Raw genomic sequence first — 12,593 nt, 5'->3', positions numbered from 1 at the left:
TGAGTGGATAAGTTACTTGAACAAATACAAAAAGGCACCGTTTGGCAGTTTCCTGGCGGCGTGCATCCACCACAGCAAAAATCACTTTCTAACGGTGCAGATATTGCTCGCCTTCCTCTGCCTGACAAACTTGTGGTTGCGCTAAAGCAACACATTGGCGCCAACGGTAAATTACTTGTAGAAAAAGGCCAACGTGTACTTAAAGGCCAAGCATTAACAGAACCCGTTGCTAACTGGTCTGTACCAGTACATGCTCCTAGCTCGGGTATCATTACAGAAATAGCACCTAAACCCTCAGCTCACCCGTCTGCACTACCTGAGTTGAGTATCGTTATTGAGCCTGATGGTAAAGACGAATGGTGCACACTTAAACCTGTAAACGAGCCAAAATCACTTACTCACCAAGAACTTGTTGATATCATCCATCAAGCGGGCATTAGTGGTATGGGGGGCGCAGGTTTTCCTACTTATATAAAAGCCGATACTAAACAATCTATCGACTTCTTTATTGTTAACGCTGTTGAATGTGAACCATACATAACCGCCGACGACACGCTCATGCGTGAGCACGCTGCAGAAATTATCCAAGGGATTGAATTAATGCAGCAACTGTTAAATCCAACAGTTTGCATTGTAGGTATAGAAGACAATAAGCCAGAAGCTATTGCAGCAATGACTAAAGCGGCTGAACACAACAATAAAATTATTGTTCAAACCGTGCCAACAGTTTACCCCTCAGGCGGCGAAAAACAACTTATAAAATTGCTAACTAACCGTGAAGTACCCAGTATGGGGATACCTGCTGACATTGGTGTACTTATGCATAACACGGGTACACTTTATGCTGTGCAGCAAGCTGTTTACGAAGGCAAACCACTTATAGAACGAGTGGTGACCGTAACGGGTAACACCATACACAAACCGGGTAATGTATGGGCTTTATTAGGCACAGAAATAAAACACTTGCTCGATTGCCAAGGCTTTTCACCAGTACCACAACAACGCGTTGTAATGGGCGGCCCAATGATGGGCTTTACATTACCCACTGTGCGTATTGGTGTCATTAAAACGACAAACTGTATTTTAGCACCCGACCACAAAGAACTTGCAGAGCCAGGCCCTGAAAAAGCCTGTATACGTTGTAGTGCCTGCGCAGACGCCTGCCCAGCTTCGTTATTACCGCAACAATTACAGTGGTTTGCAAAGTCTAAAGAGTACGACAAACTCCAAGAGCATAACTTGTTTGATTGTATTGAATGTGGAGCCTGTGCATATGTTTGCCCGAGCGAGATCCCGCTTGTTCAATACTACCGCGTAGCCAAAGTTGAAATAAAAGAACAGCAAGCTGAAAAAATAAAAGCTGATAGAGCAAAAGAGCGTTTCGATGCACGCAAAGAACGCTTAGACCGTGAGCAAGAAGAACGTAAAAACCGCCATAAGCGTAAGCCACCAGCTAAGTCTGATGATGAAAAGCAAAAAGTAGCCGATGCACTTGCTCGAGTTAAAAATAAATCGAGTGATGGCAATGAAAAGTCAGCAGTCGCTGCGGCCATAGCTCGCGCTAAAGCAAAAAAACGTGAAGGTCAAAACTCAGAGATTGAGCCAGATAATAGTGAAGTAGCTAAAGAGCGAGCACTGCGTAAAGAGCAAGCTCGCAAATACAAAGAACAAAAAGAGCATTCTGAAGATACTGCGCCCCTTGATGACAAAAAGTCTGCAGTCGCCGCTGCGATTGCACGCGCTAAAGCTAAAAAAGCGGCACAATCACAAGATGGACAAGCTAATACCAATGATGCTGAAACAGCCATGCCTGTTGATGACAAAAAGGCGGCCGTAGCCGCTGCGATTGCCCGTGCTAAAGCTAAAAAGGCTGCAAAAACCACCGAGACGCAAAACGAATCTGAAAAGCATGCCGATACAGACGCACCGGTTGATGACAAAAAAGCGGCCGTAGCCGCTGCCATTGCCCGCGCTAAAGCTAAAAAGGCTGTAAAAGCCGCAGAGACGCAAAACGAACCTGAAAAGCAAGCCGATACAGACGCACCGGTTGATGACAAAAAAGCGGCCGTAGCCGCTGCCATTGCCCGTGCTAAAGCTAAAAAGGCTGTAAAAGCCGCAGAGACGCAAAACGAACCTGAAAAGCATGCCGATACAGACGCACCGGTTGATGACAAAAAAGCGGCTGTAGCCGCTGCCATTGCCCGTGCTAAAGCTAAAAAGGCTGCAAAAGCCGCTGAAACGCACAACGAAACACAAGAGCAACCAGCACAAACAAGTGAAGATAAGAAAAAAGCCGCTATTGCCGCCGCCGTTGCTCGTGCCAAAGCAAAAAAGTTACAAAAAGAAGGAAATGATCAGTCATGAAATTAACCATGGCCAGTTCGCCGCATAATCATAGCCATAAATCGGTTACTCGGTTAATGCTAACCGTTATTGCTGCGTGTATTCCTGGGCTCATTGCTCAAGTTTTCTTTTTTGGTACCGGCGTACTTATTCAGCTTGTACTCGCCTTAGTGGCAGTCACTGTTTTTGAAGCTGCAGTAATGCTTATACGTAAGCGAGCAGTATGGCCAGCACTCAGTGATGGTAGTGCATGGTTAACCGCCGTTTTATTAGCCCTAAGCATACCGCCATTAGCACCTTGGTGGATTATAATTATTGGTAGTTTATTTTCCATTGTTATTGTTAAGCAACTTTATGGTGGTCTTGGGTTTAACTTATTTAACCCCGCTATGGCAGCTTATGTTTTACTCCTCGTGTCGTTTCCTGTGCAAATGACAGCGTGGTTACCTATAACAGATCTAGCCAATAATCCCATTGGCTTTACAGAACAACTCCGTCTTATATTCACGGACTTTACTTCTATTGGTTATAGCTTAGACCAAGTACGTGCTGGTATTGATGGCACTACAATGGCAACGCCATTAGACATGATTAAAACAGATATAGCTCATGGTTTAACAGTGAATGAAAGCATGCAAAAGCCTATTTTTAACGAATGGGCCGGCCTTGGTTGGATGTGGGTTAATCTTGGCTTTTTAGCTGGCGGCTTGTATTTACTAAAAGAAAAAGTAATTAACTGGCATATTCCTGTCAGTTTTATTGGCAGCTTAGCTCTATGCAGTGCTATTGGTTATATAGCGGCACCGGGCACAGAGCCGGGTACTGTATTTCACTTGCTAAGTGGCGCAACTATGATGGGCGCATTTTTTATTGCAACCGACCCAGTCTCGGCCTCAACCACAAATAAAGGTCGCTTGATTTACGGCGCACTAATTGGGTTATTTGTTTATTTAATTCGTACCTTTGGCGGTTTCCCTGATGCGGTTGCCTTTGCAGTACTATTGCTAAATATTGCAGTACCACTTATTGACTACTACACACAGCCACTTACTTATGGCCATGGAGCAGTAAAATGATTGTTTCATCCATGGCAAAAAATGGCGCTATTTTAACCGCCTTTGCCCTTGTAACTACCGGGCTAGTGGCAACTATTGATGCATTAACGGCTGATAAAATTGCAGAGCAAGAGCAACTATACCTCACATCACAATTGCACGAAGTACTTGACCCTAATACCTACGACAATGACTTATCGAAAGACTGTATCGTCATTAAAGATGAGCGGCTAGGGCCATACAATGCGCAAGTTATTTATCGAGCACGAAAAAATAACCAACCCGTCGCCCTCGTTGTTAGGCATGTAACACCAAACGGATATAGCGGTGATATAAAGCTGTTAACCGCCATATTACGCGATGGAACCATAGCAGGTGTGCGTACGACTAAACACGAAGAAACACCGGGACTAGGCGATAAAATAGAAGTTAAAAAGTCATCATGGATCACCACATTTAAAGGTTTAACGGTGCATAGTGAAGACGACAACCGCTGGGCTGTAAAAAAAGACGGCGGCCAATTTGATCAATTCACTGGAGCAACAATTACACCTCGTGCAGTTGTAAACTCAGTTAAAAACGCCGTACTATTTGCACAAAATGAGTTTGATACTATTTTTACAGCCCCAAGTAGCCAGTGTGAAGAGGTAACCCAATGAGTGAATTAAAAACACTTTATAAAGAGGGAATGTGGGTAAACAACCCTGCTCTTGTTCAACTTTTAGGGCTTTGCCCGTTGCTTGCTGTAACGTCAACGGTTACCAACGCACTAGGCTTGGGGCTAGCAACACTTCTGGTATTAATTGGATCTAATGTTAGCGTATCAATTGTGAGAAACTGGGTACCAAAAGATATTCGTATTCCTGTTTTTGTCATGATCATTGCTGGCTTTGTAACCATCGTTCAGTTACTGATGAACGCCTACACATTTGGTTTGTATCAATCGCTGGGAATATTTATTCCTCTGATTGTAACTAACTGCGCAATTATAGGCCGCGCCGAAGCGTACGCCTCTAAAAACCCGATTCATTTATCCGCCTTTGATGGCTTAATGATGGGACTTGGATTTATGCTTGTACTGGTTGTGCTGGGGGCAATGCGAGAACTCATTGGCCAGGGTACGTTATTCGACAGTGCCGATTTATTGCTTGGCCCGTGGGCACAAAGTTTACGCATTGAAGTGTTTAGCTTTGATAATCAGTTCTTGCTTGCTATTTTACCCCCTGGCGCATTTTTAGGGCTTGGGTTACTCATAGCCGCTAAAAATGTGATTGATGCACAAATAAAATCAAAACAAATTGCACCGCCAGAGGCCGAAAAAGGCCCTCGTGCACGTGTTACCAGCTTAACTTAAGGGGAAACGTACTACTTTTGAGTAAGTACGTTTAAGTTATATGAATAAAGAAAAACGCTACCAAATACTTACTCGCTTACGCGATAACAACCCAAACCCAGAAACGGAGCTTGAATTTTCAAGCCCATTTGAGTTGCTAGTTGCTGTTACACTTTCAGCACAAGCAACTGATGTTGGTGTTAACAAAGCAACCCGAAAACTATTCCCTGTAGCAAATACACCACAAGCTATATTAGATATTGGCCACGACACACTTCGCGATTATATAAAAACCATTGGCCTATTTAATTCAAAAGCAGCCAATGTTTATAAAATGTGCCAAATATTGGTAGATAAACATAACAGCATCGTTCCCGAAAACCGAGAAGCCCTCGAAGCCCTACCCGGTGTTGGCCGAAAAACAGCAAACGTTGTACTCAACACAGCCTTTGGCTGGCCTACAATCGCTGTCGACACCCATATCGACCGTGTATCGAACCGCACTAAGTTTGCTATGGGTAAAAACGTGGTTGAAGTTGAGAAAAAGCTCGAAAAAGTAGTGCCAAAAGAGTTCAAAGTTGACGTGCACCACTGGCTTATTTTACACGGCCGTTACGTGTGTACTGCACGCAAACCTAAATGTGGTAGTTGCATAATTGAAGATTTGTGTGAGTTTAAAGAGAAAACTGAACAATAACTAAAAAGTCTATTAAAGCTGTCCGTGGGGATTCAATTTTCACACTTCAGTTGTGTATTAACTACTGCATTATATAGTTAAATTACTATTCATTAACCTACATTCTCTATAAAGCAACTTCGCTATTTAAAAGCTATCATTGCTTAACCAAGCAAAGAAACCCAACACTAATAGTGAGAAAACAGTAATGATATAAGGAGATAATGCTGCAAAATCATTAAAGAAAACGAGTTCTTCAGTGATGCCGCCTATCAGTGGAATAGCCAAAGAGCATGCTAATAGCATGGCCACAGTCATCACCTTCAGACGAAACTTATTCTTTGTCTTAATACTGTTGATAATATCATCAACAAATTGCTGATCTACTATACGTGTATGGTATTGCAATAACGAAAGTAGAAGTGAGTCATCGTTAGTATTCATGGTGTATCCTTTGATCTTTGTTATAGGATCTTTATTTTAAAATATTTATTATTGATGAACTTTATCCATTAACTTCTGCTTGCCTCGGTTGATATGAGACTTAACCGTACCCAAAGGGAATTTTGTTATCGTCGATATCTCTTGATGACTCATACCAGCACTAACAGATAAAGTGACACAAGTCCGCTCTGCTATATCTAAACAATTCATTAAGCGCTCTATTATCAAGTCTTTCTCAGTGTCTTCAAATTTAGCTTCGAAAATAGATAAATCAAAGCCGTCAACTTCATGTTGGTGATAAACTTTTTGCTTATATTTTAAGAAACAATTGTAGGCAATTTTATGTGCCCAGGTACTGAAAGAAGATTGGCCTAAAAAAGTATCGAGTTTTTGGTAAATTCTTAAAAAAGCTTCCTGTGCAATATCATCCGCAGTTGCTTGATCTCCAGCGTTTAATCGGCGTAGAAATTGTCGTATTGCACCTTGGTATTTTTTTATAAGCGTAGCAAAAGCATGTTGATCACCACTGTTGATAACTCGAGCGATAAGTGTGTTGTCATCCACCACTATCAACTGTTCTTTTTATTCAGCATTTTGATTTGTTTTCCAACAAAGGAAAAAGGCAACGCCTAACAATAATGGAAAAATACCAATAGCAAGCCCAATACGTATTTCATTAACGATGAACCCTGAAAGAACACAGGCTAACCCAACACTTGCTAAGGCTAAAGCACGACGTAAATCGATAATTTTTTGTGATTTGAATGTTCCGAGCTTTTCCAATAACTCTGGCGTGATACTTTCTCCTTTGTCTAATAACTGGCGTATGGTTAGTTGAATTTCCTTTTTATTCTTCCCACTGGCAATAGCATTAACAATTACCATAATAGTTAAACAGATAGCACCTGTAATCGGTATCCATAAATCAGACATTTTTTCCTCACTTTAGTTAAGTGTAAATTTAATTAGATATTACTTAGATACCACGGCAATGATATTTAGATGCAGAATATTATTTTTTATTTGAGTTTATGATTATTTCATTATGCCCTTAAAAAACAAACCAAAAACTCATTGATTTTATTAATTTTTTAATTTTTTAATATTTTGCATCTAAAGTTGTTTTTTTCAGTATCTAAGTTGGTGTCATATAAATTTAAATTAAAGAGAACATATTAATGATTTCAAAATACATCTTAAAAATAACATTGATTGTCACAACAATAATTTGCTTGCAAGGAACTGCGATTGCGAATGAATTCACAAAGAAAATAGATCATTTATTGCTTGAAAAATTTCAGCCAAACGCTACAGGTGCTGTTTTCTTAGTGGCTAAAGATGGTGTACCTATTTATAGAAAAGCATTCGGTAAGGCTAATATTGAGTTAGATGTTGATATGAAAGCTAACAATGTATTTCAAATGGGTTCAATGACTAAGCAGTTTACAGCACTAAGTATATTGATATTACACGAACAAAAAAAATTAGACGTAAATGATAATATTGCTAAATATTTACCTAATTATCCTAATGGTGAAAATATTACTTTACACCACCTTTTAACCCATACATCTGGTATTAAAGACTTTACTAAAATGAAAACGTTATGGGCTGTTGCAAAAAAAGATCTGTCCCCTCAAGAGTTAGTAGATTTTTTCAAAAATGAGCCTGTAGATTTTAATCCCGGAGAAAAATTTAAGTATAACAACTCAGGCTATGCACTTTTAGGCCATATTGTTGAAATAGCTTCTGGAGAAACATATGAAGATTTTGTTGAAAAGCAAATATTTAAAAAGCTTAATATGAAAGACTCCAGATACGCAAATGACAGAGAAGTAATAAAAAACAGGGCATACGGTTACCATAACAAAGGGCAATACACTAACAGGGTAATGGTGAGCCTGAGCATACCCTACTCATCAGGTTCATTAATGTCGACAGTAGATGATATGCTAACTTGGCAACAAGCTATCGATAAGCATCTATTAGTAAAACAAAGCACTGTAGAAATGGCTTTTAGCAAATATAGACTAAATAATGGCGAGCCAATTTCTTATGGTTATGGTTGGCATTTAAAAGACTTAAACGGTGTGCCAACAAGAGAGCATGGCGGCAGTATATTTGGCTTCAAATCAATGGGTGTGTATATCCCAAGTCAAAATCTATATGTTATTGGGCTCACTAATTGCGACTGCAATTCACCGACTCAAATAACCAGAAATATCGCCGCACTCTTTATAGAAAATAGCTAATAATGGCATTGTTCTGCAAGCTTTATCGTTTAACTAATAAAAGATAAACATCCTGACTAAATACAAAAATTTATCAATGCTGATATCTGATTTATTTAATATCAGCTCAATGATAAACAACTCTATCTACTTTCCTTATACTTTGGCTGGCCGACAATCGCTGTAGATACCCATATCGACCGCGTATCAAACCGCACTAAGTTTGCCATGGGTAAAAACGTGGTGGAAGTTGAGCAGAAACTACTTAAAGTCGTTCCCGCCGAGTTTAAAGTCGATGTGCATCACTGGCTGATCCTTCATGGCCGATATACCTGTGTAGCACGAAAGCCTCGCTGTGGCGCTTGTATCATTGAAGATTTGTGTGAGTTTAAAGAAAAGACTGAATAGACTTTACACAAAGAGTTTTTTAGCATCCCGATAAAAGTTTTCATGAGAGCCAAATGTAAGGAGCTCAAGAACTACAGCGCCATTTTCATAGCTATAACCAAGAAGTGTAAGTTGTTTTTGCATTTTAAACTTATATACTCTCATAAAAGCAAGGTCGCCTTTCTTCTGCTCCCCCAACAAAGGCTCATTCATCAATGTTTTAATTGCGTTATCAAGGTCTTGTTTCTGGTTTTTATGTAATTTATTAACCGCTTTTTTAAAGCTAGGTGTTTGTAATACCTGAGTGATTTTAGTCAAACTCATAAGCCTCTAACTTTCCAGCTTCTTTCTCTGCTTTTGCAATAATAACTTGTTTAACAAATTCATAAGGTAAATCTGGATTATCTTCCATCATTTCACCAATTTTTGCCCAATGTTCAATTTGTTTTGGCGTTGTTCTATTGAACGCTTTTGCCATTATGCTAGCCTTTTCTACTAACTCTTCATCTAATCGAATACTTGCTGTTGCCATACTGACCTCATATAAACCACAATTGTAGCGAGTTGCTACAATTTTAAGTATAGCTTCATAATTGCAGTATTCAATTTAAAATATTTCAATCCACTTTCATTATCTTTTGGTTGGCCGACAATCGCTGTAGATACCCATATCGACAGGGTATCAAACCGCACTAAATTTGCTATGGGTAAAAACGTCGTTGAAGTAGAACAAAAACTTTTAAAAGTAGTACCTGCGGAGTTTAAAGATAAGACGGATTAATCATATCTACAATAAACAGCATTATTAGAAGTAAACTGCCATAGCCGAAATAAAGCACAAGAAATAAAATGTAGTAGCTCAAATCTAAGCTGACAAAACACCGTGAAAAAACGGGTAACAGTCAACTCAGGTCTTAGTTACTACAATTAATACGTTGTACAATAAGATAAAAACTTCAAATCTTTAGATTTTTTTTAAGCTTTTTCAATTGCTCTTTTGCGTGTTTATTATCCGGCTTTAACTCAAGTACTTTTTTATAATGCTCAATTGCTTCATGTGTATGACCTAACAACCAATAAGTTTCCGCCAAACTATCGTATGTGTTAGCGCTTAAGGGGAAAAGATAGGTATTCAATTTAAAAATCTCTAGCGCTTGTTGCTTCTTATTTTGCTCAATCAACTTATAACCCCAGCTATTTAACTCACCCTCTTCAAACTTTAGTTGATGTGTTTTCTGCAACGCTTTCACAACCTGAATAGCCTTATCATATCCTCCAGATTCTAATGACTGCCATAGGGTTTTTATAGCAGGAGGCAAGCCAAAACCATTTTTAGCTTTCATTTCTGGAATGTAAAAACCGGCAATTTCATCGATAAAGTGTGATGGAAGACCGCCCATCAGATTGGTGAGTACCACAATTGAAAGATCATCTTCTGGGTAAACAAAAAATGCTGAACGATTCCCTCCGGCGGGAGCAACCGCTGGGTGCTCCGGCCTTCCAACAACAGGCCATCCTAATGCATAACCGTTTAATAAATTATTAAAACCTTTTGTTTTACCATTAGTGAGTACCGCCGGTGTCCATAGAGTCTCGATACTTGAAGGCTTATTCAATAGCTTTCCGCTTTGTAAGGCCATTATCCAAGTTGCAATCTCTTTAGCGGTAGAACTCATGCCCGCAGTCGCACGAAGAAACGCAGGAAAGTCTGCCGCCTTTATATTCGCTATTTCGCCCGAACCATAATAATAAGTATAACGACGTGCTGAGTGCGCTATAACGTCTTGAAGGTTTGAAAAACCAGCTTCTTCGGTTCTTTTCATGCCTACTTTTCGTAATTGATTTTGCGTTATATAGTCAATAAAATTTTGACCACTCACATTGTCTATGATTTTACCTATCAGCAAATAATTAGTTTGGTTATAACGGAACTGAGTATTAGCTTCAAAGTCTAGCGGCCTTTTTTTAACCAGTTCCCATGATTTATTCGCACCCTCATCAGAAATTAACTTGGCGGTGTTACTATTCATTATATCTGGAAGCCCTGAAGTATGAGTTAATAACTGTTTTATTGTGACGTTATGCCACTCAACAGGTAAGTCTGATAAGTACTTTGAGATTTTGGCAGATAGTTCAAGCTTACCTTGTTCAACCAACTGCATAACCGCGACACCGGTAAATGCCTTAGTAATTGAGTTAATCGAAAATACCGTGTCATCGTCTACGGCAACAGCGTCCTGAATGTTAGCGAGTCCATAGCTGGCTGTTTTTACTATTTTGCCATTTTTAACAACAGCTAGCTGTAAACCTGGAATTTTTCTTTTAACCATCTCAGCATGCAGGAAATCGTCTATCTCGTCAGCCTTTACCCAACCACTTGTTAATACCATTAATAACAATATTGAAAATAGACTAGCACTCAAAAGTTTTGCTGCATTATAATCAATCAACCTGCTCATTTTTTATCCTTTATATATTTAACATGAATCCCAATAGTAAATATTTCTCTCGTAGCTTCGTAATAGAGAGAGTCGTTATTGGGCTATTGTTTTGCCATTCGTAAAATCAAAAAGGCATTAACATTGGAGGGCTATAATGGCGAAGTGCAAATGAGAATTCGACCGACTAAAAAAGTCGGACGTCTTATTTATATTGGTTTACAGCGATGAATGAAAATTATTTCATATATCTTGATAAATTATGAATGTAATTTTCGATATTGAGTAGGTGTCATCAAAAGGTGCTTTTTAAAAGCAGTATTGAACGATGATTTTGAATTGAATCCAACTTCGTACAAGATCTCTAATACCGTTTTTTGCTGTTGCTCATTTGCGATTAGCATTTCGGCGGCTGAATTGATTCGATAAGAGTTTACGAAATCAAAAAAATGTTGCCCTATGATTCTGTTGATAGCGTATGAAAGTTCACTGCTAGGTAAGTTAAGTTGTTTTGCCAAATTCTCTATGTTTAAAAAAGGATCTAAAAAAGGTTTACTCTGCGGCATATAATCTCTTAATCGCGAAACAATAGCCTCATACTTTTCAGTTTCAACTGTGCTAATTTTAGGAGCATTTGAATGTTCTTGTCTCGCAGCCACTTCATCGAGCACTTCTATCGTCGAATTTACTCCAGTAAATAGTTCAGGCCTATGTAGCGCTTGCCACAGTATCCAACAAATACTCAATAACATCGAAATAATCATGATTAGTTGCACTAATCTTTCATAATCATAATCATGGTAGATAGAGAACCTAAAAAACATTCTTCCTAAACCTATGATATAGATCAGAGTAAACAGAAATATCAGTTGGGTTAACCAACGTTTGTTTAATCGTTCTGCATCCGAGTAATTTTCAACAACAACTTTTCGATACCTTTTTAAGTGCTTATAAATGACTAAAAGGTACAAGCCAAGTTGTACAAACGTCATGAAATGAATAAAGGTTAATTCAGGGACATCAGTGAAGTTATCATACCAAAGCTGTTTTGAGTCATTATCTACACTGAAAAAATTGGGTATCATCACGAGACAGGCAATGACGTAAGGAGTGGAGTCAAGCAAGTGTTTAATTTTTAGTTTAAAGTCATTATAAATAGCCGCTTTAACATAGAGGTATAAAGTGGGCCCGATAAACAGTGAAATATTATATCTGAGCATATCTAGATTGGGATAAGCTTGGTAAAAGTCGTTAAATATGATGTTACTCAGATCAATGACTGCAACCAGTAAATAAGCTGCAAATAACTTATGACTTAAGCGGTTGCCAGTGCGAAGACTACAAAGAAAGGTGGCCACCAATAAATGAGAAAAAAATACCACTAAGACAATATTTTCAAACATTAATACAATACTTTCAACCACTAAATGCTTTCCTTTTTTAAATGCTATCGGTGATTCGGCTATAAGAATTATAGCGAAATTAGCAACGGTTGCGATGCCATGGATTATAGCAAGGTTGAGGTTAATTTACGTTTTCAACGTTCGCCTATTATTTCATAACTAATAACAGTTAGCGGAAAAACTATTCTAACTTAGGAACCATTATACGATTCACTAACAGGCTATGAAAGGGAAAGCAGATGTTTCATTACTCGAAATTCTCGCAAAGCGAGTAAGCATTCAA

Annotated in this window: 13 protein-coding genes and 2 pseudogenes; 8 read left to right on the top strand and 7 right to left on the bottom strand. The window is 38.9% G+C overall.

The genetic code is table 11. The features are described 5' to 3' along the window. Nucleotides 1–3 precede the first annotated feature (3 nt). From rsxC to nth, 5 genes are read left to right on the top strand one after another with little or no spacing between them, the layout of a single operon-like run. Nucleotides 4–2,364 carry an electron transport complex subunit RsxC gene (rsxC, locus tag ATS76_RS14790; RefSeq protein ID WP_058552700.1) on the top strand — a complete coding sequence of 787 codons (2,361 nt, stop codon included), beginning with the start codon at nt 4–6 and terminating at the stop codon, nt 2,362–2,364. After that, a complete protein-coding gene (rsxD, locus tag ATS76_RS14785; protein ID WP_058552699.1) occupies nt 2,361–3,419 on the top strand; it encodes an electron transport complex subunit RsxD in 1,059 nt (352 codons plus the stop codon). Before rsxC ends, rsxD begins: the two co-directional genes overlap by 4 nt. After that, on the top strand, nt 3,416–4,057 hold the full coding sequence (rsxG, locus tag ATS76_RS14780; RefSeq protein WP_058552698.1) for an electron transport complex subunit RsxG: 642 nt from the start codon (nt 3,416–3,418) through the stop codon (nt 4,055–4,057). The genes rsxD and rsxG overlap by 4 nt, the downstream gene beginning before the upstream one ends. Further along, nucleotides 4,054–4,752, top strand: coding sequence for an electron transport complex subunit E (locus ATS76_RS14775; protein WP_008131414.1), 699 nt, complete (start codon nt 4,054–4,056; stop codon nt 4,750–4,752). The genes rsxG and ATS76_RS14775 overlap by 4 nt, the downstream gene beginning before the upstream one ends. 40 nt (nt 4,753–4,792) lie before the next feature. After that, nucleotides 4,793–5,428, top strand: coding sequence for an endonuclease III (gene nth / locus ATS76_RS14770; protein ID WP_058552697.1), 636 nt, complete (start codon nt 4,793–4,795; stop codon nt 5,426–5,428). 126 nt (nt 5,429–5,554) lie between these two features. On the opposite strand, the gene ATS76_RS14765 is transcribed toward nth, so the two are convergent. From ATS76_RS14765 to ATS76_RS14755, 3 genes are read right to left on the bottom strand one after another with little or no spacing between them, the layout of a single operon-like run. Beyond that, entirely contained in the window at nt 5,555–5,851 is a 297-nt protein-coding gene (locus tag ATS76_RS14765; protein WP_058552696.1) for a hypothetical protein, read from the bottom strand. Nucleotides 5,852–5,899: 48 nt separating this feature from the next. Then, on the bottom strand, nt 5,900–6,415 hold the full coding sequence (locus tag ATS76_RS14760) for an RNA polymerase sigma factor (protein ID WP_160327119.1): 516 nt from the start codon (nt 6,413–6,415) through the stop codon (nt 5,900–5,902). A gap of 18 nt (nt 6,416–6,433) precedes the next feature. Then, nucleotides 6,434–6,784, bottom strand: a complete 351-nt coding sequence (locus ATS76_RS14755; RefSeq protein WP_058552694.1) for a DUF6249 domain-containing protein — start codon at nt 6,782–6,784, stop codon at nt 6,434–6,436. 245 nt (nt 6,785–7,029) lie between these two features. On the opposite strand from ATS76_RS14755, the gene ATS76_RS14750 reads away from it, so the two are divergent. Beyond that, on the top strand, nt 7,030–8,103 hold the full coding sequence (locus ATS76_RS14750) for a serine hydrolase domain-containing protein (protein ID WP_058552693.1): 1,074 nt from the start codon (nt 7,030–7,032) through the stop codon (nt 8,101–8,103). A gap of 126 nt (nt 8,104–8,229) precedes the next feature. After that, nucleotides 8,230–8,490 (top strand): annotated as a pseudogene (locus tag ATS76_RS14745) (endonuclease III); the annotation flags it as partial. Between the two features lie 3 nt (nt 8,491–8,493). Here ATS76_RS14745 and ATS76_RS14740 read toward each other — a convergent pair. Next, on the bottom strand, nt 8,494–8,793 hold the full coding sequence (locus tag ATS76_RS14740) for a type II toxin-antitoxin system RelE/ParE family toxin (RefSeq protein WP_058552692.1): 300 nt from the start codon (nt 8,791–8,793) through the stop codon (nt 8,494–8,496). Then, on the bottom strand, nt 8,780–9,001 hold the full coding sequence (locus ATS76_RS14735) for a TA system antitoxin ParD family protein (RefSeq protein ID WP_058552691.1): 222 nt from the start codon (nt 8,999–9,001) through the stop codon (nt 8,780–8,782). Before ATS76_RS14735 ends, ATS76_RS14740 begins: the two co-directional genes overlap by 14 nt. 93 nt (nt 9,002–9,094) lie before the next feature. Between ATS76_RS14735 and ATS76_RS19450 the strand changes: the two are divergent. Further along, nucleotides 9,095–9,235 (top strand): annotated as a pseudogene (locus tag ATS76_RS19450) (endonuclease III); the annotation flags it as partial. Nucleotides 9,236–9,425: 190 nt separating this feature from the next. Here ATS76_RS19450 and ATS76_RS14730 read toward each other — a convergent pair. Beyond that, nucleotides 9,426–10,928: a serine hydrolase gene (locus ATS76_RS14730; RefSeq protein WP_058552690.1), complete on the bottom strand. Its 1,503-nt coding sequence runs from the start codon at nt 10,926–10,928 to the stop codon at nt 9,426–9,428. A gap of 239 nt (nt 10,929–11,167) precedes the next feature. Next, complete coding sequence (locus tag ATS76_RS14725) at nt 11,168–12,331, bottom strand: helix-turn-helix domain-containing protein (RefSeq protein WP_058552689.1); 1,164 nt, start codon at nt 12,329–12,331, stop codon at nt 11,168–11,170. Nucleotides 12,332–12,593: the final 262 nt, after the last annotated feature.

It is taken from the genome of Pseudoalteromonas sp. 10-33 (genome assembly GCF_001469195.1).
GTDB lineage: Bacteria > Pseudomonadota > Gammaproteobacteria > Enterobacterales > Alteromonadaceae > Pseudoalteromonas.
Note: the sequence above shows the minus strand (reverse complement) of the source record. Positions and strands in the feature narration are given on the sequence as shown.

Bases quoted from the DNA above. Each gene is read 5' to 3' on its own strand.
- ATS76_RS14740 (WP_058552692.1), bottom strand. From the start codon at position 8,793: ATGAGTTTGACTAAAATCACTCAGGTATTACAAACACCTAGCTTTAAA.
- ATS76_RS14765 (WP_058552696.1), bottom strand. From the start codon at position 5,851: ATGAATACTAACGATGACTCACTTCTACTTTCGTTATTGCAATACCAT.
- ATS76_RS14775 (WP_008131414.1), top strand. From the start codon at position 4,054: ATGAGTGAATTAAAAACACTTTATAAAGAGGGAATGTGGGTAAACAAC.
- ATS76_RS14735 (WP_058552691.1), bottom strand. From the start codon at position 9,001: ATGGCAACAGCAAGTATTCGATTAGATGAAGAGTTAGTAGAAAAGGCT.
- nth (WP_058552697.1), top strand. From the start codon at position 4,793: ATGAATAAAGAAAAACGCTACCAAATACTTACTCGCTTACGCGATAAC.
- rsxD (WP_058552699.1), top strand. From the start codon at position 2,361: ATGAAATTAACCATGGCCAGTTCGCCGCATAATCATAGCCATAAATCG.
- ATS76_RS14755 (WP_058552694.1), bottom strand. From the start codon at position 6,784: ATGTCTGATTTATGGATACCGATTACAGGTGCTATCTGTTTAACTATT.
- rsxG (WP_058552698.1), top strand. From the start codon at position 3,416: ATGATTGTTTCATCCATGGCAAAAAATGGCGCTATTTTAACCGCCTTT.
- ATS76_RS14750 (WP_058552693.1), top strand. From the start codon at position 7,030: ATGATTTCAAAATACATCTTAAAAATAACATTGATTGTCACAACAATA.
- ATS76_RS14730 (WP_058552690.1), bottom strand. From the start codon at position 10,928: ATGAGCAGGTTGATTGATTATAATGCAGCAAAACTTTTGAGTGCTAGT.